This window comes from Maribacter sp. MMG018, assembly GCF_018100785.1.
Classification (GTDB): domain Bacteria; phylum Bacteroidota; class Bacteroidia; order Flavobacteriales; family Flavobacteriaceae; genus Maribacter.
Window position 1 is genome coordinate 336,211 of the sequence record NZ_JAGJEC010000002.1, and the last position, 21,489, is coordinate 357,699.

Here is a 21,489-nt window from a genome sequence, read left to right on the forward strand (position 1 = left end):
GTGAGAATTAAACTGTTCTATATGTAAAAAGTAAGGGTGTTGAAATTAACTTATCGTTCTACGAAAAATTCCATATAAAATATAAAGGCAGCCATTATCAGTATAAAATATCCGAAACCTTTTTTTAGTTTGTTACCATCTATAAAGTTGCCTATATAGCTGCCGATAAAGATACCTATCAAGGACAGGCCGGTAAAAAGACCGAGAAATTGCCAGTCGATATCCATTGTGAGGGCATCTCCCAAAAAGAATCCCATTAACGATTTAATGGCGATTATTATCAATGATGTACCTACGGCCACTTTCATTTCTACGTTGGCAAGAATTACCAATGCAGGAATGATCAAAAATCCGCCTCCGGCACCGATCATACCGGTAATGCCACCGACCAATAAACCTTCTGCCAAAATTAAGGGGTAGTTATATTTGACCTTGCCACTGGTTTTGGTTTTTACCTCCTTTTTTGTTTTTAACATAGAAAACGCCGCAGGTATCATTAAAACGGCAAAAAGACCGAACATGGCCATACGTCGGGTAAACTCAAAGTCGCCTAGGTTAAAAAGAGTATCGGGTAGTATAGGAATAACATAGTGCCGTACAATGGTAACTCCAATAATTGCAGGGATACCAAAAACAACAGCGGTACGCCAGTCAACATAACCTTTTAGGTGTTGTTTCCACCCACCCACCAAGGCGCTGGTTCCTACAATAAAAAGGGAATATGCCGTAGCGGCTTTTTCGTTTATGGAGAACAGGTAGGCAAGTACGGGTACTGCTAGAATGGATCCACCTCCACCTATGAGCCCTAACGATATTCCAATGATCAATGCACTTATGTAACCAAAAATCTCTATAACTTCCATACCGTTTTACTTTGATACGGTACAAAGCTAATCGGCCCAGTGAAGCTAGGCAGTAACAATGGTTACATAGTATTTATAAATCCAATATTTTAATATAGTTTCTGTGTAGTTCTATTTTGCCCATTTGCTCCAGTTTTTTAAGCAATCTTGAGATGACCACTCTAGAGGTATGCAGGTCATAGGCAATTTCTTGATGAGTATTTTGTATGGTATCCTCTTTGTTGATCCGTGCCTTTTCTTTTAGATAACCGATCAGGCGCATATCCATTTTATCAAAAGCGATACTGTCTAAGGTGGTCAGCAGTTCGTTTAAGCGGTTGTGATAGCTGTTAAAAATGAAATTACGCCAAGATTTATATTTTGCCGTCCATTCTTCCATTTTTTGAACAGGAACCATAATAAGTTTGGTATCCGTTTCGGCGATAGCCCTTATTTCACTTTTGGCATCGCTCATGCAGCAGGTAAGGGTCATAGAACAGGTGTCTCCCTGTTCTAGGTAGTAAAGCAACAGTTCATCTCCATCATTATCTTCTCGAAGCACCTTTATGGCACCCGAAATTAATAACGGCATGCCTTTAATATATTCGCCAATGTCCATCAATTTATATCCTTCCGGTATTTCTTTGTATGTGCCGACCTGAATTATTTCATTGATGAGCGCTTCTTCGAAAATATGGCCATAACTTGCTTTTAGCTCCTGTATCATGTTATTTTTTCTGACTTAACTTTTTCCGCTATTTTTTTATCATACTTAAAAAAGAAGTTTGCCCAAATAATTTTTGATACCGCGGCGATCCAAGGCATTGTTAATACCAAGGTAATAACTATTGAACCAAAAAGTTCGGCAATGGACAAATCTAACCTAAAGATAAGGGTTAGTACGTACACTGCCACGGCTACTGCCACACCTACCGCATATGAAACATACATACTGCCGGTATAAAAACTAGGTTCAATACTATATTTTAATCCGCATTTCGGGCAACGCTCCTTTACCTTGTTAAAGTTACTTAATTTATAGGGATTTGCTTCTAAAAATGCGCCTTCATGACACCTAGGGCATTTTATGAATAGGATACTGTATAATTTAGAGCCTTTGCCGAACATGTTAGAAATTTTCTTTCAAAAGTACGGGAAGGCAATTCTTATATTGGTAACAAATGTTACAAAAGACCAAAACGGAAAGGGAGGAACAATAGGTGTTTTTATGTGATAATAATAAGAAGTGTACTTCTACGGACTAAAAAAACTTAAACAGTTTTACAAGAAGAACAATTGGGTTCTCCCGTTAACAATCCGTTTTTATCTAATTCATATTTGCAACACTCGTTAAAGTTTTGCTTTAAGATGTCTTTGGCCCTATGTATTCTTGCTTTTACATTCGCCAAGCTTATATCTAAAATTTTTGCGACTTCTTTTTGTTTGTGTCCCTTTATGTACACGAGTTCTATCACCTCTTCATATATTGGGGGAAGGTTGTTTATAAATTTGTCAAAACAACAGACGTCTTGATAGTCGTCCTTTTCGACCTCTTGTATAGCAGTGGCTTCCTCGGTGTATATAGATTCTTTTTTGGTGTAGTTAATTATTTCGTTTCTGGCAATCTGAAAGATCCATGCCTTTATTTTTTCTTCATCTTTAAGATTCGGAAGATTTTTGTGGATTTTTAAGAAGGTATTCTGAAAAATATCATTCGCAGCAGTTTTATTCTTTACCTTTTTTAAAATAAAGAAGTATAGTTCGTCGCTATAATCGTTCCATATACTTTGAGTTTTCATGGTTTAAAATTAAAAAAAAGGCCAGTTTTTACACTGGCCTTCCATAGATTTAACAGCAACTACATTTATCGCACTCACATTTGGCGCAATTACAGTTGTGTTCCAAGCAATTTTTACAAGTACATTTTGTACAGTCACAATTTGTACATTTACAAGTATTCATAGGTGTATAATTTTAATGTTTGTTAAGTAGACTCGAATACATTAAAAAGGATACATGAATTTCGATTTTTTTACAGAATGTTAATTTGAAACAGGATGTTTTCCGGTATCTCCCTTAATTCTCAAACTGATGCACAGTTTTACGTTGGGTGTATTTTCTTTTGGTTTTGATGACTTTATATCTAAAATCATCGTAAAACAAACTTGCGAGTAATATGAGAGCACCTATAATTAAGGTGTTCAGTTGTATGTTCACTTCAGAATAGAAAAAACCGCCCACCAATCCGCCGGCAAAAAAGAACGAAATAATAAAAATACGTAGTTTAATGTTCGATTTAAGTTTTTCTCTTTGCGATTGCAGCTTTTTAAAAAAGAGTTGAGAAATATCGATACCCAAATCTGTGAAAAGACCGGTCAGGTGTGTTGTTCTTACTACGGCATTCGAAATTTTTGTAACAAAAGAGTTTTGTAGCCCCATCGCGAACAACAGTAAGCAAATAATCAGATTAGCCGATTCTATGATCAATAGATTGCTTAGAACCCCGATAGATATTAATATCATTGATTCGAGTATTGTAGGTATTACAAAAACGTTAAGCCTTTTGTTTTCTTTGTATTTCTCTATTAATAGGCTCGATAAAAAAGAACCGATCAAGAAAGAGAAGATATATAGGAAATAAATGGTACCCTTCCAGAACTCAAAATTTGCAACGTCATAAATAAATAGCGCAAAATGTCCGGTTACGTTTGTCGTTAATTGATTAAAGGCCAAAAAACCTGTTACGTTTACGATTCCGGCTACAAAAGATAATACGGTAGCAATACGCAGATTGTGTTCTAAAGTTCTGCTCTTACCTTGATGTCTAAACATGCGATAGCATTTAATGCGATTTTTTAAAATCGGCAACAAAGGTACGTATTAGTGAAATGGATTAGGGCGATAGAATAATAAGTTGTTTCTATAAAAGCATAGTCTATTGGTTACTATATAAATTTTATTCGAAATTAGGTTTATGTGCCAAGGGTTGACAGTTTTTGGAAAGCTAAAAAAAGCGAGACTTACAAATATTGTTGGAAGTAGTTTTTTTATTCATATTTGAGCAATTTATAGATAGACGGGTTCAACCATTTTTTTATCAATTTACAACTGAAAAACACGGAGACCCGGTTGACGAACGGATGTAGCAACGGGGTGCCCTGTACCAAGGAACAGCACCAGATGAACAGACGATCGGAATTCATAGTGGTGGAATAGTCCACTGTTACAAAGTTACAAATGGACATAAAAAGGGGAGAAGCTCAGTTTCTCCCCTTTTTATGTGCTAAATGGAATATTCATTTGGTAAAAAAGTAAATATCACCATTGAATAATACTATAGATAGGTTTTAGTTTATGATGATGTTAATTACATGGGTGCATCAATAAATGTCTATGCAATAGTAATAGTATAAACCTAAAAAACGAGTACTGTCTAATTTAGATAATGGGTTACTCTAAGATACGTATATCAAGTTTTAGTATTAATTTTGCTTATAATGTTTGACTATAGAATACGTATCTTTTTTACCGTAGCCAAGAGGTTGTCTTTTTCCAAGGCGGCCGAGGAGCTACATATTACCCAACCGGCAATAACAAGGCACATAAGGCAGATCGAAGACTATTTTGGTCAAAAATTGTTTGAAAGAAAGGGAAACAGTATAGCACTTACAGAAGCAGGCAACTTGCTGTTAAACCACTCAAAACGAATCTTGCAAGAGTATAAAGAACTGGAATTCGACATGAATGCTTTGGTCGATAGAACAGAGGGTATACTCCGTATTGCCGCCAGTACCACTGTTGCACAATATGTGTTGCCAGTGGTCTTGGCCAAATTTCATAAACAGTACCCCAAGGTTAAAGTAAGTTTGATCAGCGCCAACACCGAAGATGTTGAAAAGGCAGTGCTTGAGTCTAATGCCGAGCTGGGCTTTATCGAGGGGCGTTCAAAGAATCGTGAATTGGCCTATCAACCCTTTTTAAAGGATGAAATTGTTCCTGTGGTGGGGGCGGGGCATCCTTTGTTCAATGGAAATGCGATTACCCCACAAGATTTAAAAAAACAACCTTTGGTGCTTAGGGAAGAGGGTTCGGGAACCTTAGAAATAATTCTTCAAGAATTGAGAAAGGTAGGTATTGTTTACAATGACCTTACTGTTGAAATGCGCTTGGGTAGCTCTGAGAGCATCAAATCGTACCTTGGTGATGACCGCAGTATGGCTTTCCTTAGTGTTAATACGATATTAAAGGAACTGAAGTCGGGAGAATTGGGCATTGTAGATGTTACCGAACTTTCTTTGGAGCGCGACTTTTATTATATATTTAAACAAGGACATCATTCGGCACTTTCCAATTTATTTCTCGATTTTATAGGATATCATTATAACATATTGTTATAGTATATGCTTTTTTATCATTTGTTTGCCCCGCCAAGCACTGCTACTTTTACATCGAATAATAACAATGTGTTTGATGAATGCAATAATTCGACCTACGGAACAAGTGGCGATTAAATTATACCTATTTACACTTTTCTCGTGCAGCGGGCCCATTTCTTGTATCTAGGGTTTTTGGAGACATCTTCCGGGTATCTGTTCTCATTACCCTGCCTATAGGTCAGGCAACGTCATAACTGATTTAAGATTACTTTTTCGCCAAGTCTTTGTAGATGCCAGAATCACTCGGGTATGTATAGGGGAGGCAGTATTGTTACTGGTCTTAAGGGAAATCAATTATCGATTTAATGTTTAAGAATTAAAACCATCTAAAAATGAAAACAATGAATTGTAGAAAAAAAGGAAAAATGATCAGGACTCTCCGTTTTGTCCTGGTCCTTTGCGGATTTGTGTTGTTGGGCGAGGTTGTGCATGCCCAGATTTCAAAACCCTATGATCACAGATATGACCCGCCATGGGATAATGTGGTACAGGAAGGGACGCCATTTACGATCTACGGTATTGATAATGCCCCCGATTTTCATGGGGATATCAATAATCCCGATTTGGTGGTCTTTTTTGCGGGAAACCAATACATGGCAGTTCCCGAACTACTGGAAGCCTTTAAAACCGAATATCCCCAGTACAAAAGAATATTTGCAGAGACCATTCCACCGGGTATAGAAGAACGTCAAGTGAAGTCTGGTATTTTGGTAGTAGGCAATATGCGTATTCAACTAAAGCCCGATGTGATAACGGCGGGTAAGGGAAGTATTGAAAAAAACGAGGCACTTGGCTGGTTTTCACGAACCAAGGCCTATGCCAAAAACCGCTTGGCCATTATGGTAGGAAAAGGCAACCCGAAGAACATTAAAAGCTTACAGGATTTAGGAAGGTCCGATATGAAAGTTAGCATGCCTAATCCCGAATGGGAAGGAATTGGAAGGCGCATCACCAAAGCTTATGAAAATGTGGGGGGCGAAGCCTTGAAAACCAAGATTATGAAAGAGAAAGTAGGTGACGGTACTACCTATCTTACTACGATTCACCACCGTCAGACCCCTATGTCAATAATGTACAAAGAATCGGATGCCGGACCAGTGTGGTACAGTGAGGCGTTTTATCATTCTCAACTAACGGACCATCCCTTGAAAATGGTCACCATACCGAACAATGTCAATGTTGGGGCCACCTATGTAGCGGGGCAAATGAAAAATGCCGAGCATCCGGAAGCGGCAAAGGCCTTTATAGAATTTCTTACTTCCGATAAGGGGCAGGCGATTTATAAAAAATATGGATTCATCACTGTAAGATGATAGAGAACAATATTAAAGAAAAAACAATGCAAAAGATCAAAGCGATTATCTATATATGCTTGCTTTCAATCGTTGGCAATAAAGCAATAGCACAAGAATGGACAAACCCCGTGATCAAGGATTACGGGAAAATCAAATATTATAAGGATGCGGTCATGAAGCCCGAAAGGCATATGGACTATAAAATTGTGTTCAATATTACCACGGACAAGGAAATAGACGGGGTAAACGCCGGCTTATGGAAGATGGCGCGAACTATCAACCTTCTAAGGGCCGGAGGGGTTAAGGAGAAGAACATCCATTTGGTAGGGGTCATACACGGTGGGGCCACACCAACGGTTCTTACCAACGAGGCCTATCAAAAAAGCAAGGGAAGACCTAACCCCAATCTCGATATTCTAAAGGTACTCATGGAGCACGGAGTGCAGCTTCATGTTTGCGGACAAGCGTTGGCCAAGGCCAATATCGATCCGAATACCGAGATAAACAAATACATCACTTTTAGTCTTTCTGCACTCATAGATATCCCCACTTTTCAGCTTAAGGGCTATGCTCTGATGCCCTAACTATAGGTGGCGCTGTTGTTTCCATGACAGGGAGGTGTAATAGATTATAAACGTGAAATTTTAATCAAGTGGAAAATTTTAGAAATCAGATAAGAAGGTTGGTATATGGTGTGCTTGCACTTTCTTCGGCCATACTTTTGGTGATCGTGGGGCTAATTGTATATGTGAGCCATCCAGAGGCTTTTAACTCTAAAGAGTTGGTCGTCGAAACAGCATCGGAATGGAGGCCCAAGGATCCGGCTCGAGAAATGGCAATGGCAAATATGCCCGATGATGTAAAGTACGGCTACGATCTGTTGACCGAGACTCCCAAGTTCCTCGGGCCCAAAGTGGCCGATTCCAAAATGCGGTATACCGGTAATGATCTGGCCTGTAAAAACTGTCATTTAAAAACGGGAACACAAGCAGGAGCTGCTTCCTGGATCGGGGTTACCCAACGCTTTCCTTCATTTCGGGGACGCTCCAATAGCATTGGTACTATTGAGGATCGAATCAATGGGTGTTTTGAGCGAAGCATGAACGGTAAAAAGTTGCCGGTGGATTCCCAGGAAATGCAGGCCATGAAGGCCTACATGGAATGGCTGGGCGAGGATATGCCCGAAGAACGGATGAAAGAGTACAAGGGCTTTGTATCCTTGAAAATACCCACCAAGGCCGTGGACCTGGAACAGGGTAAGGCCATCTATACCAAGGAATGTGCCCTTTGCCATGGTGCGAACGGACAAGGGGTAAAGTTCCCTGACGGCACTATGGGGTATCAATATCCTCCTTTATGGGGGCAAGATAGTTATAACGATGGGGCAGGGATGCACAGGGTACTTACGGCCGCACAATTTATTAAGGCCAATATGCCTTTTGGCCAAGCTACCAAAGACAGGCCTAAATTGACGGATGAGGAGGCTTACCACGTTGCGGGATATATCAATAGTTTTATACGTCCTGAAAAAGGGAATAAAACCAAGGATTTTCCTGACCGAAAGTTAAAGCCCGTTTCCACTCCTTATGGTCCTTGGGACGATAATTTCTCGGCAGAACAACATAAGTTCGGGCCTTTTCCTCCTATAATTGCCTACTATAAGGACAAATACAACATTCAAAAGACAAAATAAGGGCAAAAGTGAAGGTCGCATAATAAGATTACATGTCTTTATTTTGGGTGTAAAAAAGGGAAAAAGCAAGGCTTTTTCCCTTTTTTGTATAGAAAAGATTCAATTTTAGACAGGGGTTATACCATAAGTTTTATACTTACCAAGCCCTGATCTTACAGGTCCATTTTATCAATAAGAACTTTATTTACTGGTTTTTAATATATTGTTAATCAGCTTGTTCCATTTTTTAATGGATTCTAGTTCTCCATTTATTTGATAATTTACATCTACGTTGTAAAACTCTAACACAGTGTTAGGCTGGTTATCGTCAATAGGGCTAAAATTCAAATTTAATCGTTCGATTATTTTTCCATTTTTTGAAGTAGACTTGCCTATATTGGCTATTTTACAACTTTTAATCTTCGATAGGTCTACAAATTGCTGCTTACCAAGATCCTTTTTCTTAAAAACAAAGAAAACAAAGTTCTTCGCTTTGTCTATACCAATGGCATAGAATCCGCAAATATCATATTCGGTTATTTCGCAATTCTGTTGTTTTGCTAAGTCTTTTAGCGAAACCAATAATTGTTTTTCTTTTTTCTTTTTACCTCTAATTGTTAGTACAAAAGGTATTGCGCATATTACAATGCATATTAGACCTATAACGGTCGTTCCTAAATCCATTTTTATAATATTTTAATTTTTGGGTATGCTGAATTTGTATGAGGTGGTTTTATCCCCATATTTATTTGTAAGTTGAAGACACTACGTAAATCGGTAGTTCTTAAGAGGAGAGGATTACCAAAAATTATGGAAAGGAAAAATAAGATCAGACTTTCTATGTCGGATCAAGAGTGTTTTAAAGTGACTCTTGTATTGTTTGAATAAGGCACTAAAAAGTACTTCACCATAGGTGGAAATTATCCAAAAACCTTTATATGATAGGTTATAATCGGGCGAAGGGTATTCCGTAAGACCAGAAAACAGGACTTCTGATTGTTCTGTATGGGGGGTAAGAACCTTAAATGTAGTCAGGTATTCTTTTTGTCCGTTTTTATGGGAAACTACCTGTTCGTTATAGTCCGATAGTATGTTTATGGAAGTATAGATACCAAAACAGTAGACTGTAAAAAGTAAGAGGGCCTTTAATATTTGATATGGACTTTTCATATTATACTACGCTACTTTTAGCAAGCACTTCGTTTACTTCATTTAAACTGTCCTCATTATCCAATAAAACTACCAATATGTCATTGGCTTCAATGACCGTAGATCCCCCGGGTCTGACAAATTTTGTATCACGCTTGATCATAACAATAAATGCAGATTGCGGAAAATGTAAATCTATGATTCGTTTACCAACTGCAAAACTATCGGGGGCAACTGATATTTCTTCCATTTCCGATTTTGGCAAATTAAGAATATACCTATCACTTCCGGTAATAGGTTTCACTTCTTCAGGTAAGGCAACATTGAGCCATTTGGAAAAAATGGATAAAGTAGTGCCTTGTATCAATACAGAAGTAACGGAAATAAAGAATACGATGTTGAAAATAATATGGGCTTTATCGATTCCGGCCAATAGGGGGTAGGTAGCAAAAACAATTGGAACCGCCCCACGCAGGCCTACCCACGATATATATACCCTACGCCTAAGTTTCATTTTAAAAAACATCAGACTTAGAAAGACACCAACGGGGCGGGCAACGATTATTAGAAATAATGAAATTAAAAGGCCAATACCCATATAAGGTATGATCTGCGAAGGAAAAACCAGTAGCCCCAATGTTAAAAACAGTACGATCTGCATCAACCAAGCCATTCCATCAAACATTTTAAGGATGGTAGATTTGTGTATAAGATCTTGGTTGCCCAGATAAACAGCACATATATAAATAGCCAAAAATCCATTTCCTCCAACAAAGTCGGTCGCTGAGAACGTAATGAACATTAGGGCAATTACTAAAACTGGGTAAAGGCCCTCAAACCCTAGTTTAATATTGTTTATGGTAATCTTGCTCAGTTTTCCAAAAGCGAAACCTGCCACGCCACCCAATATCATCTGTTTAAAAAACATAGGAATGATAGATGCAATACTTTGATCTTGATGAATTACCAAGGTCAAAAAAGCCAGGGTTAAGACATAGGCCATAGGATCGTTACTTCCACTTTCTAGTTCTAGTGTTGGTCTAAGATTGTTTTTTAAGGCTAAATTTTTTGATCGTAATATAGAAAATACGGCGGCTGCATCTGTAGATGAAACTATAGAACCCAACAACATGCTCTCATAAATGGTGAAATCGGTAACAAACCATACGAAGGTTCCAAGTGAAAGAGCGGTTAGCAGAACGCCAAGGGTAGATAAGACCAGTCCTTCTTTAAGAATGGGTTTTACCGAGTTCCAATTGGTGTCCAAACCACCGGAAAACAATATAAAATTAAGAGAAACGATACCAATGAACTGGGCCAGTTTAGGGTCGTTAAAGAGAATACCTCCAATACCATCGGAGCCAGCCAGCATTCCAATCGCCAAGAACAGAATTAAGGTCGGGACACCAAATTTATAGGAGGTCTTGCCTACAACGATGCTTATAAAAAGTAATAGGGAACCTACTAGTAGAATATTTTCAATGGTTAAATCCAAATTGTTTTGTTCTCTTAAAAATTAGAAGTGACAAATTTAAGTGTTTTATCACTTTTAACAGATAAACTGATTGTTATTAGTTTTATAAAAAGCGGTAAAAATAAAGTAGTTAGGTCCCTATTTATTACTAGGGTAAATACTTCTTTTTTTGAATGTTCGCAAAATGATGGTAATTGTAATACATTTTACCGTGCCAAATAGGCACAAAAATGAATTGTTATTGCTTTTGTCCATGGATTATGAGAGGTTTTAAAAGTTAAAAACAGTTAATTTGTTGGGTGATGAACCGTATGCTTCAAGGTAATGGTGTAAGGAGTTTCGGGCTTATTTTGTGCTTGACGGGTAAGAGAGGACAAACATAATTATTGCAGGTTTCTTAGGTATAGCTCGATAATTTGAGTACATTTGTAATCGATTCACGAAACAAAAGATTGTTTTGTGGGTAGGATTAAAATAGTAAAAATACCCTACTTTTTAGTAGCTCTTCGTTAAGCAATTTTCTTTAGACTTTACTTCAACGTTTCCATTTGACCAAAAAATCAAATATCATTTTTACCCTTTTTTCGAAGTAATTTTTGTTTAACTAATTTCTTTTCACATTAAAACATTAAGATTCTCTAAATCAGTTGGTTCTGATTTTTCAAAGACATTGAAAGTTCGTGTATCCGAATATTTCAAGACCGCCCAAAAAAGCAGGTACGGTAATAAAGGTATGGTTGTAAAGACCATTTTTATGCTCCTGTTGTTTTTTACTCCGTTGGCATTTATCATTTTTTCGTCCATTACCAGCGTTCCTTTATTGTTCGGATTGTACATTCTTAGCGGTTTGGGCATGGCGGGTATCGGTATGGGTATCATGCACGATGCCATACACGGATCCTATTCAAAGAACAAGATCGTAAACAAGCTCATGGGCTATACCATTAATTTAATTGGGGCCAATGATAAGGTATGGCGACTGCAGCACAATGTGCTACACCACAGTTTTACCAATATCGATGAGCACGACGATGATATAAACGCCCCCTTTTTTCTACGGTTTTCGCCGCATGCAAAAAGAAACAAACTGCACCGGTACCAACATTGGTATGCGTGGTTCTTTTATGGACTGTCAACGATTTCATGGGTTACCTCCAAAGATTTTATCAGGTATAAAAGGTATTATAAATTGGGACTGATCAAGGATCGCAAAACCTATATAAAAGGCTTGTTGAAGATTGTGTCTTGGAAGGTCGTTTATTATTCTTACGCCTTGGTATTACCGATCGTTATGACCGCTTTTGCCCCTTGGATGGTAGTGCTGGCCTTTTTGGCAATGCACTTTGTGACCGGGTTGAGTATATCGTTGGTCTTTCAAACGGCCCATGTTTCTCCCGACGCAGCTTTTCCGCTGCCGGATGAAAACGGAAATTTAGATTCCGGTCGTTTGGCACATCAGTTGGAAACGACCTGTAATTTTGCACAAAAAAGTGTCGTCCTGTCATGGTTGATCGGAGGCCTTACGCATCAGATAGAACATCATCTTTTTCCGAACATATCGCATGTTCACTATAGAAAAATAGCCCCGATCGTAAAACGAACGGCAGAGGAATTTGGTTTACCGTACCACACCAACGGCTCTTTTATAACAGCGGTAATCAAACACTTTCAAATGCTTCGCGACTTGGGGCGAATGGATATGATACCCGTCGAAAACCATTAAAATAGTATAAAAACGGATAGCTATATCCAACGGAATAAGTAGGCCCTATTGGGCATATGACCCAAGACACGCCTGCACATTCACCAACAAATAGCACATAAATTTTAAAAATTAATACATTACAATTATGCAAGAAGGAACAGTAAAGTTTTTCAACAACGACAAAGGCTTCGGATTTATAACACCGACCAATTCAGATCAAGATGTTTTCGTACACGCAACAGGTCTTATCGATGAGATCGAGGAAAACGATCAAGTACGTTATGAAACGCAACAAGGCCAAAGAGGGCTTAACGCCGTTAACGTAGAGCTGGTTTAGGCTCGGTAAACTTAAAGGAAAAGAGCGGCTTATGGCCGCTCTTTTTGTTTTCAAGGGTGTTCGTTTTGGGCAAGACTTCGATCTGGATGATATGTCTTTCGTAAATGGGAAGGAAATATCTATACTCTTTAAGCGCTGCCAAGCCATGGCCTTATAACATGGCTTTCATATGTTTTTTGACATCGGGGTCCCCGTATATTTTTGCTATCATACGTACATATGATTTGGCAAAACGTTCATTATTGGCCAAGTCGCCAAAAAGGGATTTTTGTTTTACGAAGGCCAATGGATCTGTATCGGTTTGCTTCGCTGCTTCGTGAAGCTCCTCTTGCATGGCATCGATAATTTCAAGGGGCTGCCCATTCTTATCGGTCTGTTTATCGCTGTAATAACACCAGGCGGCAATGATCAGGCTTATAAAATCGATACTTCTTTCTGCCGTTAAATTCTCTTGCAGGGTCTCAAACAAGAATTTGGGCAATTTGGCAGAGCTCTCAGAGCAGATACGGCTTACACTGTCCTTGATATTGGGGTTGGCAAAACGTGCCTGCAGACTATCCTTGTAGTCATTAAGGTCGATGCCCTTTACCTCGTCTAGGGTAGGGGTGGCCTCACGATCCATAAAGGTTCTTAAATAGGTTACGAAGGTCGGGTCCTCCATACAGGCATTAATAGTTGGATATCCGTGTATGGCCCCTAAAATACCCAATACCGAATGGCCTGCGTTCAACAAGCGAAGCTTCATTTTTTCATAGGGCTTTACATCGGGAACAAATTGTACGCCTACCTTCTCGAATTCGGGCCGGCCGTTCGAAAAATTATCCTCTACCACCCATTGTATAAAGGGTTCGCAGGTTACGGGCCATTCGTCTTTAATACCGTAGGTTTCTTCCAAGTAGGCTATATCCGCACCCGTGGTTACGGGGGTTATGCGGTCTACCATACTATTGGGAAAACAAACTTCTTGTTCGATCCATTCGGCCAAGTCGGCGTCTTGTCGTTTGGCGAAGGCAAGCAACATGGTACGGGCCACATCGCCATTGTGCTGAATATTATCACAAGACATTAGGGTGAATGCCGGTAGGTTCTCTTTACGGCGTTTTTTTAGGGAGGCCGTTAGAAATCCGTAAACGGTCTTAGGAGCATCGGGATGCTCTAGGTCGTGTTGGATATCTTGGTTTTCAAAGTCGAATTCCCCCGTTGATGGATTAAAGTTATACCCTCCTTCGGTAATGGTGAGCGAAACAATCTTGGTGGCTGGGTCCGCCATGCGGTCTATAACCTGTTCGGCATCGTCGACCCCGAGTAAAAAATCGCATATAGAACCGATGACCCTTGGTTCTACCTTACCATCGGGATGCTTTACGATCAAGGTGTAAAGTCCGTTTTGTTTGGTAAGGACATCGTGTATTTTTCGGTCGCCCTCGCGCAGGCCAATGCCACAGATTCCCCACTCAAGGGTATTGTATTTTTCTTGCAGGGCGTCGGTATAAAAGGCTTGGTGCGAACGGTGAAAACCGCCTACGCCAATATGTACCATACCCGGTACAAGGTCGTTTCTGTTATAGGAAGGACAAGGAATGCGCCCTGCCAATTCAGGTAAATTCTTTTGATTGAGTGTTATCGATTCTTTCATTACAATGCTGCGTTTTTTTGCTTTCCGCGTTTTAGGGCCCAGTAAGCAGTGACAAAATAGAGTAGGGTACAGATAAATGCGTATCTGTAAAATACCTCACGGTTTTCTACATAAAAGGTTTCGTCAGAACTACCGAACAGGGTAATAAGAGCTAAAATTAAGGTTATAACCAGGGTTATTATGGATACAATCCGTAATGCTTTCGTAAAAACGGAGTTGTCTTTTACGGTCAAGGGTTCCGATTGGGCCTTTTGTTCGTGAAACTTTTCTATGTGCTGTTGGCGTATCTCTTCTTGTTTCTCGGCTTCCGGATATGCTTTTTTGGCTCCGTATCTTCCAGCCAGAAGGGTATAGACGAGAATCGTAAATATCCAGGTTGGAATGAACAGGTAAAAGAACGACATCACGTTAAAGGCGTTGAGGCCAAAACCGAACAACAGTCCCAATGCCCATGAGGCTACGGCGGGGGTGCTAAACGTAAGTTGGCTGTACGAAGACCAGTAGCGGGTATAGCCTATTCTAGGGAATATCTGGTGTTCGGCAAATACGATGGCACCTACGGGAACGACCAATAGTCCGGCATAGGTAAGTAGTGGCAGTATTTGTGAAAAAACAAAGGGGAAACACGCTATGATCACGGTTATCAGACCTACTACGATAGTGGTCTTCTTTCGCGAATGGTTGTGAAAAATGGCCTGTGCCGCCAAACCTGCGCGGTAGAGGTTGGTGATGGCGGTCGTCCACCCGGCTACGATGACAATGACGAAGCCTGACCAGCCTAGGGCGTAGTAGGCAACATCCCCTGGATCTAGTTCCACGATCGATTTTCCAATGATCACTGCTGCGCCGGCGCCCATAATACCTGCGGCGATCCAAGCGACGTAGTGACCGAACATCATTCCGGTACTGGTCGATAGTCCGTATATTTTCTTTTTGGCAAAGCGCAATAGGGCCATATCTATGAGTCCGAAATGGGTAATGGTATTGGCCGCCCAGGCGAAGCCGATGACCTCTATCAGCCCGATGCCCGGTTCACCATCACTATCAAAACCCGTCCAAATAGACTGGTCGCCGAGGGATATAAAATCGTTCCAGCCGGCAGGCAGGGTTTTTCCCAAAACGTCCAATGAAAGGGCGGGCAAAAGTACCATGGCCCCACTGGTGAACATAACGAACAACCAAGGCGCACAGATTCCCGAAAATTCGGAAACGGCATTAAAACCATAAATTGCTATAGATACGACCACGGCACCCACGCAAAAGACAATTAGCACAAACCAGAGGTTAGTGGGGTACCAGTTCAACTGGGCGGGTACATCAAAGGCAAAACGGACCGCCGTGGCCGATACGGTGATCATGGCGGCGGAAATGACCGAAAAGATGATCACATTGGCCCAATTGTAGAGCTTGGTCATAGAATCGCCCGCAATCTTGTTCAGATACGTATAGAGACTAAGCCTAGTGTCTACTGCAATGGGCGAGGTAATAAAGGTCCAGCTGAGAACGGCCAAGATATTACCGATCAGTAGACCTAAAAGAATATCCATCGTTTTGGCGCCGAGTGCGACAAAGGTGGCACCTATGACAAATTCGGTAGCGGCTACGTGCTCCGCGGCATAAAGTCCGGCAAAATGCGTCCAATCATGAAGTTTATGTTTGGCAACCGGTAATTGTTCTTCGTTTAAATCTTCAAACTGTTGATAATCGGTGGTAGTGTCCATGAGTTAAGTTGATGTGTCATATGGCGCCCTTCAATAATTGGTGTTTAAAGTGTGGTTTTGCTGGAATTAAATGAGCGGGGTAAATGCGCCATGATTAAGTTGTTTAAGTTGTTCGAGTTGTTAACAAGCGGGCTAATTTAGTAAAAGCAGACCGAACAGAAAATGTACAAATGTGATATATGTCGTTTTTTCTTGTCAAGTGTTTGCATTGGCACCGCTTCTTAACATAGTATCACCGTTATTTTACGTTGTGCTCTTCGGTTGTCATTTAATAAACCATCGTTCTTATAAGTTAATGAAACCGTTTTAAAAGGGCTAATTAAGAATGTATACCAACGAGAAAATAGAAATAAAGATCCAAAGGGCTACCGCTAGCAATACGGGTTTGATTCCCGAAGATTTTAGATCACTGATAGAAATGGAAGAGCCTACTAGAAAAAGTGTTGCGATCAAGAGTCTTTTGGCTATCAGAACAAATAAACCAGTAGTTGTTTCGGGTAAAATATGATAGCTGTTTATGATAATGGCCGCGATAAACAGCAGTATGAAATAGGGGACTCTTATTTTTTCGCCCTTGCTTTTAAAAAGGAACATAGAGAACGCGGACAGCGGTATGATCCACAAGGTTCTAGAAAGTTTAACTGTCGTGGCGATACGGAGGGCCTCATCTCCATAGCCAATGGCTGCCCCTACGACCGAACTGGTATCGTGTATGGCTATGGCGCACCATAGACCAAATTGTTCTTGTGTCAATTGCAAGGAATGGCCTATCATCGGAAAAATAAAAAGAGCAACGGAGTTTAACAGAAATACAATCCCCAGGGCAATGCTTATAATCTTGCTCTTACTTTTGATGGCAGGTGAAATGGCCGCAATGGCGCTACCTCCGCAAATAGCTGTGCCAGAAGTGATAAGGTGTCCTAGTTTTAAGTCTATCTTTAGAAGTCTTGTCAACAATAAACCTAACGAAACCGTTAAAATGATAGAGGAAGCAGTAAGGCCTATACCTTCTTTACTTGTTTGAAGTGTTTCTCGGACGAACATACCAAAACCTAGTCCGATGACCGAAATTTTTAGGAAATAATGAATGGCCCTATGGCTGTAGGAGTCAAAGGGATTTGAAAAAATTAAGGTAAATATAAAACCTAATAGTAGGGCGGTGGGACTGTTTATTTTACCTAAAAGTGCGGTAATGATAATAAGGAAGTAAGCCGTTTTTACAAAAATACCTTTCATATCAATTCGTATGTTTTGATACAAAAGTACGCTCGTAAAACAAGCCTTTAGCACAGTAATTTGTTATCTGATATAACCAAAAGTTATAGCTGCCGCGAATGAATTTTGCCGATGGCTGAGTTTACCGGCATAGATAAGTTTTTACGGTATAGCATACTATAAAAACTGTGCTCGGTTAAGTGGGAAACGGTAGAAAAACAAATGAAAGATTTCTGTTGATATCTTCAGAACCTATTACGAAAGCTTTTCTTTGAAAAAATCAATGGTACGTTGCCAAGCTAATGTTGCGGCTTCTCTATCATATCTTGGGGTAGTGTCGTTATGAAATCCGTGATTGGCATTTTTATAGATGAAAGCCTTATACTCTTTGTTGTATTCCTTTAAAGCGGCTTCATAGGCAGGCCAACCAGCATTGACCCTTTTGTCGAGTTCCCCGAAATGAAGCAATAACGGAGCATTTATCTTGTCAATATCCTCTGTTGGTTGTCCTCCGTAAAAGGGAACGGCAGCACTAAGATCAGGAACCTTAACGGCCATCATGTTAGATATCCATCCACCAAAACAAAAGCCAACGACTCCTACTTTTCCGTTACACTCCGGATGGTTTTTAAGGTACTCAAAAGCGGCGATAAAATCTTCCAACATTTCGTTGCTATCTCTTTTACGTTGCAGTTCGCGACCATCGTCATCATTACCGGGGTAACCTCCCAAGGGAGTCAATGCGTCTGGGGCGATCGATATAAAACCAGCGAGTCCGGCTCGTCTACCCACGTCTTCTATATGCGGGTTTAGTCCCCTGTTTTCATGAACTACGACTATACCTGGTAATTTGCCTTTTGCGTCCTTAGGTTTTGATAATAAGGCCTTTATACTACCACCTCCTTTAGGAGAATCGTAGGTGATAAACTCGGAGCTAAGGTTGGGGTCGTCCGGTTTGATCTGTATTTTCTTGACATAATCCGGAGAAATAAAGCCAAGAAGGGAGGCTACGGTTACGCCCCCTACGGCATAGGTAGATAATTTATCTAGAAACAACCTTCTACTTACCCTGTCATGGGCATAGTCGTCATATAGGTCAAAAACCTCTTGTTTAATGTCTTCTTTTTTTAGCTTTTTCATAGTGCTGTATTTTATTAGTCGGCGGATAGGTAGATGAATTCGATGATCCGATCCGGGTTAATAAAGCCTTGTCCGTGTGTTTGGTCCCATTCTTTTGACAATCCCATTTTTTGTGTTTCTTCCAACGATTTACCTTCAGCTCTTGCTTTTGTTACTCTTTCTCTTAACGTAACAAGAACATCCAAATAGTTTTTTAAATCTTGTTTAGAGGAAACACTACCATGGCCAGGTATAATTTTGGTGGCATCGTCCACTATGTTAAGAGCCATGGATACGTTGGATATTAACCCGTCTATATCACCCCCAGATCCAATATCTATATAAGGATAGCGCCCACTGAAAAAGTTATCGCCCATATGAATTACATTATCCTCTGGAAAGTAATAATAGGTGTCACCATCGGTATGTGCGGGATTCACGTGCATAGCGTGTATGCTTTTGCCATTTCCGAGGTATAGGGTCATTTTATCATTGAACGTAACAACGGGAAAAGCTTCCTTGGCCCTGGGGGTATCCGCTTCTTCCATTCTTTTTCGTACGTTTTCATGTGCTATGATCATGGCACCGGCATTTGCCAGGTTTGCGTTGCCACCGGTATGGTCTCCATGTACATGTGTGTTAAGCACAAAATGGATAGGTTTTTTTGTCAAAGTTTGTACGTGGGCTACAATTTTATCTGTTAATGGTCCAAATTGATCATCGATAAGATAGGCAGCTTCTTTACCTATGGCGAGGCCTATATTACCTCCGGCACCAAACAGCACATGTACATCTTCAGTAATTTTCTCAGAAGTAATCTGAACCTTGCTAAAATCTCTTTGAGCAAATAAAAGGGAGTTGATACACAGCAAGGTAAAGAGCATACTTGTTCTCATGGAGAATTTTTTCTTTAAGATAAAACATTTTTCATAAACTTTTCTTTGTAGGCCCGACCAATGGGTAGATTGGTATGCTCGTTCAACCGAACATGATTGCCGGTTATCTTTTCAATTTTTGAGGTGTTAATTATGTATGACCTATGAATTCTAATAAACTTATTGGGGTTTAGGTCTTTTTCCCAATATCTCAAAGGTTCTTGTGAAAGAATCTTTTTGTTAGTGGTATAAAGCTCTGTATAATCGGCATCTGATCTAATATATAAAATGTCGTTTATATTTACTTTAATAAGTTCGTATCCTGATTTTACGAATACAAAATCGCGTGTTTCGGACGGATAAGAATTATTTTCGTTAGCAAGACGGTTTAACTTAACCTTGGATACCGCCTGTACAAAACGTTCAAAAGAAAAGGGCTTTAATAAATAATCTACCACGTTGTAATCATAGCTTTCTAGGGCATATTCTGAAAATGCCGTGGTTAAAATCACATTGGGCCTGTTCTCCAAAGTTTTTAGAAAATCTATACCCGATATTTTTGGCAGGTGAATGTCTAGGAAAATTAAATCAATAGGTTGCGTGTTTAAAAAATCCATGGCCTGTATTGCATCGGCGAAAACGCCTTTTAGAACCAATGTGTCCATATCGGCAATAAATTTTTTAAGAACACGCTGTGCGGGTGGTTGATCCTCTATGATTATACAATGTATCAAAAGATTTATGTTTTTAGATTCATTCTTAATGTTACATGATATGTGTTTTCTTTGGTCACAATATCTAATTTATGTGCATCCGGATACAATATTTCCAATCGCTTTTTTACATTGTTCAAGCCGATTCCTTTAGAAAGGCTTTGGGTGTTTCCCATTGGGGAAAAAGAATTTTTACATTCAAATTCTAAAATATTGTCATCGCTGACCTTTATATCAATATTAATAAATATATTTTTTGATTGGCTTGCCGTACTATGTTTAAAAGCGTTTTCTATGAATACGTTTAAAATTAGCGGGGCAATTTTATATTCGGGCTTAATATTTTGCGTATTAAAAATGACCTCGCCACGTTCTTCGATCTGGAGTTGGTTTAGCTGTGTGAAATTCTTTAGGTGTTCGATTTCTTTCGGAAGAGCCACAAAATTTTCTTTGCAATCATACAACATGTATCTGAGTACAGAGGACAACTCCAATATAATAGAAGGGGTCTTGGTAGATTGTTCAATGGCGTATGAGTATAAGTTGTTTAGGTTATTGAACAAAAAATGGGGATTGATCTGTGACTTCAGATATTGTAATTCACTCTCTTGCACGGCATCTTTAAGTTCGTCTATCTGTTCTTGTTTCTTTAGGGCGTCCCAACCAAATTTAAAACCAGATAAAATGGCAATGACCGGTATAATATCAAAAAAGACAAAATAAATACCTGGAAAAATATCTGCCCGTTTTGTTCCGGAGTAGAATATCTTTTCTAAAACCATTTCTTCTATCAACATTAATATGATAATTGTTAATAATACCCCTCCAAAAAACTTCCAATGCTTTTTTTTGTATAGAAATTTTGGCATAAGGTAGTAGGATATAAAAAGAGCTCCAGCACAATAAGATCCAAAGGTCAATGCCTGTGCAATGGTAACACCAGGGTCGTTTTTATCAAAGCTATAAAAAAGAAACACCAGAGTATAGAGTACTATTTGAAAGATAATCTCTTTGGTATTAAGGGATAGTGGTTTTAGAGCCTTCGCCATTCTATAAAAGTAGGTTTATTTCTTTCAATAACTGAATAAAAACCGTTAGCGACATTTTTAAACGGTTGAACGTCAAAGTGTATTGTTCATCAGTTATGTAGGCTTTTTGTTCGTATTAAGAGATGTTTGTTTGTGAGGTAAAGATCTGTGGATACCAGACGCAAATGTGGCTAAATCAATTTACTGCTTCCTTATTTAGATTTAATAAAAATAATTTGCACAATTCAACAGAGGCGTTTAGTTTTGTGGAA

At 39.5% G+C, this 21,489-nt stretch carries 21 protein-coding genes; 6 read left to right on the plus strand and 15 right to left on the minus strand.

Going from position 1 to position 21,489, the window contains the following annotated elements:
- Positions 1-50: 50 nt before the first annotated feature.
- The 5 genes from J8L85_RS09635 to J8L85_RS09655 form a co-directional block, all read right to left on the minus strand.
- Complete coding sequence (locus J8L85_RS09635) at positions 51-863, minus strand: sulfite exporter TauE/SafE family protein (protein ID WP_211016807.1); 813 nt, start codon at positions 861-863, stop codon at positions 51-53.
- A 73-nt stretch (positions 864-936) separates the two neighbouring features.
- Positions 937-1,569, minus strand: a complete 633-nt coding sequence (locus J8L85_RS09640) for a Crp/Fnr family transcriptional regulator (RefSeq protein ID WP_211016809.1) — start codon at positions 1,567-1,569, stop codon at positions 937-939.
- Entirely contained in the window at positions 1,566-1,970 is a 405-nt protein-coding gene (locus tag J8L85_RS09645; protein WP_211016811.1) for a DUF983 domain-containing protein, read from the minus strand. The genes J8L85_RS09640 and J8L85_RS09645 overlap by 4 nt, the downstream gene beginning before the upstream one ends.
- 143 nt (positions 1,971-2,113) lie before the next feature.
- Positions 2,114-2,641, minus strand: coding sequence for a sigma-70 family RNA polymerase sigma factor (locus J8L85_RS09650; RefSeq protein WP_211016814.1), 528 nt, complete (start codon positions 2,639-2,641; stop codon positions 2,114-2,116).
- A gap of 277 nt (positions 2,642-2,918) precedes the next feature.
- On the minus strand, positions 2,919-3,674 hold the full coding sequence (locus J8L85_RS09655; RefSeq protein ID WP_211016816.1) for a YoaK family protein: 756 nt from the start codon (positions 3,672-3,674) through the stop codon (positions 2,919-2,921).
- A 665-nt stretch (positions 3,675-4,339) separates the two neighbouring features.
- Between J8L85_RS09655 and J8L85_RS09660 the strand changes: the two genes are divergently transcribed.
- The 4 genes from J8L85_RS09660 to J8L85_RS09675 all read left to right on the plus strand — a co-directional run bounded on the left by J8L85_RS09660 (position 4,340) and on the right by J8L85_RS09675 (position 8,266).
- The gene (locus tag J8L85_RS09660; protein ID WP_211016817.1) at positions 4,340-5,239 is read left to right on the plus strand and encodes a LysR family transcriptional regulator; all 900 of its coding nucleotides are present in this window, start codon (positions 4,340-4,342) and stop codon (positions 5,237-5,239) included.
- A 380-nt stretch (positions 5,240-5,619) separates the two neighbouring features.
- Complete coding sequence (locus tag J8L85_RS09665; RefSeq protein WP_211016819.1) at positions 5,620-6,591, plus strand: substrate-binding domain-containing protein; 972 nt, start codon at positions 5,620-5,622, stop codon at positions 6,589-6,591.
- A gap of 26 nt (positions 6,592-6,617) precedes the next feature.
- A complete protein-coding gene (locus tag J8L85_RS09670) occupies positions 6,618-7,157 on the plus strand; it encodes a DsrE family protein (protein WP_211016821.1) in 540 nt (179 codons plus the stop codon).
- Positions 7,158-7,225: 68 nt separating this feature from the next.
- On the plus strand, positions 7,226-8,266 hold the full coding sequence (locus J8L85_RS09675) for a c-type cytochrome (protein WP_348771747.1): 1,041 nt from the start codon (positions 7,226-7,228) through the stop codon (positions 8,264-8,266).
- A 180-nt stretch (positions 8,267-8,446) separates the two neighbouring features.
- Here J8L85_RS09675 and J8L85_RS09680 read toward each other — a convergent pair whose 3' ends face one another.
- The 3 genes from J8L85_RS09680 to J8L85_RS09690 form a co-directional block, all read right to left on the minus strand.
- A complete protein-coding gene (locus J8L85_RS09680; protein WP_211016823.1) occupies positions 8,447-8,929 on the minus strand; it encodes a hypothetical protein in 483 nt (160 codons plus the stop codon).
- A 114-nt stretch (positions 8,930-9,043) separates the two neighbouring features.
- On the minus strand, positions 9,044-9,415 hold the full coding sequence (locus J8L85_RS09685) for a hypothetical protein (protein WP_211016825.1): 372 nt from the start codon (positions 9,413-9,415) through the stop codon (positions 9,044-9,046).
- Position 9,416: 1 nt separating this feature from the next.
- Positions 9,417-10,889, minus strand: coding sequence for a potassium/proton antiporter (locus tag J8L85_RS09690; RefSeq protein WP_211016827.1), 1,473 nt, complete (start codon positions 10,887-10,889; stop codon positions 9,417-9,419).
- A 649-nt stretch (positions 10,890-11,538) separates the two neighbouring features.
- Between J8L85_RS09690 and J8L85_RS09695 the strand changes: the two genes are divergently transcribed.
- Together J8L85_RS09695 and J8L85_RS09700 are read left to right on the plus strand one after the other, a co-directional pair.
- On the plus strand, positions 11,539-12,591 hold the full coding sequence (locus J8L85_RS09695) for an acyl-CoA desaturase (protein WP_348771748.1): 1,053 nt from the start codon (positions 11,539-11,541) through the stop codon (positions 12,589-12,591).
- A 127-nt stretch (positions 12,592-12,718) separates the two neighbouring features.
- Entirely contained in the window at positions 12,719-12,910 is a 192-nt protein-coding gene (locus J8L85_RS09700; RefSeq protein WP_211016829.1) for a cold shock domain-containing protein, read from the plus strand.
- A 151-nt stretch (positions 12,911-13,061) separates the two neighbouring features.
- On the opposite strand, the gene J8L85_RS09705 is transcribed toward J8L85_RS09700, so the two are convergent.
- The 7 genes from J8L85_RS09705 to J8L85_RS09735 form a co-directional block, all read right to left on the minus strand.
- A complete protein-coding gene (locus J8L85_RS09705; RefSeq protein ID WP_211016831.1) occupies positions 13,062-14,546 on the minus strand; it encodes a mannitol dehydrogenase family protein in 1,485 nt (494 codons plus the stop codon).
- A complete protein-coding gene (locus J8L85_RS09710) occupies positions 14,546-16,267 on the minus strand; it encodes a hypothetical protein (protein WP_211016833.1) in 1,722 nt (573 codons plus the stop codon). Before J8L85_RS09710 ends, J8L85_RS09705 begins: the two co-directional genes overlap by 1 nt.
- Positions 16,268-16,582: 315 nt before the next feature.
- Positions 16,583-17,503: a putative sulfate exporter family transporter gene (locus J8L85_RS09715; RefSeq protein WP_211016835.1), complete on the minus strand. Its 921-nt coding sequence runs from the start codon at positions 17,501-17,503 to the stop codon at positions 16,583-16,585.
- Positions 17,504-17,737: 234 nt separating this feature from the next.
- Positions 17,738-18,622 (minus strand): dienelactone hydrolase family protein, encoded by an 885-nt coding sequence (locus tag J8L85_RS09720; protein ID WP_211016837.1) that lies wholly within the window; start codon positions 18,620-18,622, stop codon positions 17,738-17,740.
- Between the two features lie 14 nt (positions 18,623-18,636).
- On the minus strand, positions 18,637-19,497 hold the full coding sequence (locus J8L85_RS09725; protein ID WP_211016839.1) for an MBL fold metallo-hydrolase: 861 nt from the start codon (positions 19,495-19,497) through the stop codon (positions 18,637-18,639).
- Positions 19,498-19,511: 14 nt separating this feature from the next.
- Positions 19,512-20,210 (minus strand): LytTR family DNA-binding domain-containing protein, encoded by a 699-nt coding sequence (locus tag J8L85_RS09730; RefSeq protein WP_247656625.1) that lies wholly within the window; start codon positions 20,208-20,210, stop codon positions 19,512-19,514.
- A gap of 5 nt (positions 20,211-20,215) precedes the next feature.
- Positions 20,216-21,238: a histidine kinase gene (locus J8L85_RS09735; protein ID WP_211016841.1), complete on the minus strand. Its 1,023-nt coding sequence runs from the start codon at positions 21,236-21,238 to the stop codon at positions 20,216-20,218.
- Between the last annotated feature and the right edge of the window lie 251 nt (positions 21,239-21,489).

What these genes read in the sequence shown, in the direction of transcription:
- J8L85_RS09710 (WP_211016833.1), bottom strand. Translation starts at nt 16,267, where the DNA reads ATGGACACTACCACCGATTATCAACAGTTTGAAGATTTAAACGAAGAA.
- J8L85_RS09680 (WP_211016823.1), bottom strand. Translation starts at nt 8,929, where the DNA reads ATGGATTTAGGAACGACCGTTATAGGTCTAATATGCATTGTAATATGC.
- J8L85_RS09705 (WP_211016831.1), bottom strand. Translation starts at nt 14,546, where the DNA reads ATGAAAGAATCGATAACACTCAATCAAAAGAATTTACCTGAATTGGCA.
- J8L85_RS09645 (WP_211016811.1), bottom strand. Translation starts at nt 1,970, where the DNA reads ATGTTCGGCAAAGGCTCTAAATTATACAGTATCCTATTCATAAAATGC.
- J8L85_RS09685 (WP_211016825.1), bottom strand. Translation starts at nt 9,415, where the DNA reads ATGAAAAGTCCATATCAAATATTAAAGGCCCTCTTACTTTTTACAGTC.
- J8L85_RS09670 (WP_211016821.1), top strand. Translation starts at nt 6,618, where the DNA reads ATGCAAAAGATCAAAGCGATTATCTATATATGCTTGCTTTCAATCGTT.
- J8L85_RS09660 (WP_211016817.1), top strand. Translation starts at nt 4,340, where the DNA reads ATGTTTGACTATAGAATACGTATCTTTTTTACCGTAGCCAAGAGGTTG.
- J8L85_RS09720 (WP_211016837.1), bottom strand. Translation starts at nt 18,622, where the DNA reads ATGAAAAAGCTAAAAAAAGAAGACATTAAACAAGAGGTTTTTGACCTA.
- J8L85_RS09735 (WP_211016841.1), bottom strand. Translation starts at nt 21,238, where the DNA reads ATGGCGAAGGCTCTAAAACCACTATCCCTTAATACCAAAGAGATTATC.
- J8L85_RS09715 (WP_211016835.1), bottom strand. Translation starts at nt 17,503, where the DNA reads ATGAAAGGTATTTTTGTAAAAACGGCTTACTTCCTTATTATCATTACC.
- J8L85_RS09640 (WP_211016809.1), bottom strand. Translation starts at nt 1,569, where the DNA reads ATGATACAGGAGCTAAAAGCAAGTTATGGCCATATTTTCGAAGAAGCG.
- J8L85_RS09655 (WP_211016816.1), bottom strand. Translation starts at nt 3,674, where the DNA reads ATGTTTAGACATCAAGGTAAGAGCAGAACTTTAGAACACAATCTGCGT.
- J8L85_RS09650 (WP_211016814.1), bottom strand. Translation starts at nt 2,641, where the DNA reads ATGAAAACTCAAAGTATATGGAACGATTATAGCGACGAACTATACTTC.
- J8L85_RS09635 (WP_211016807.1), bottom strand. Translation starts at nt 863, where the DNA reads ATGGAAGTTATAGAGATTTTTGGTTACATAAGTGCATTGATCATTGGA.
- J8L85_RS09665 (WP_211016819.1), top strand. Translation starts at nt 5,620, where the DNA reads ATGAATTGTAGAAAAAAAGGAAAAATGATCAGGACTCTCCGTTTTGTC.
- J8L85_RS09700 (WP_211016829.1), top strand. Translation starts at nt 12,719, where the DNA reads ATGCAAGAAGGAACAGTAAAGTTTTTCAACAACGACAAAGGCTTCGGA.
- J8L85_RS09725 (WP_211016839.1), bottom strand. Translation starts at nt 19,497, where the DNA reads ATGAGAACAAGTATGCTCTTTACCTTGCTGTGTATCAACTCCCTTTTA.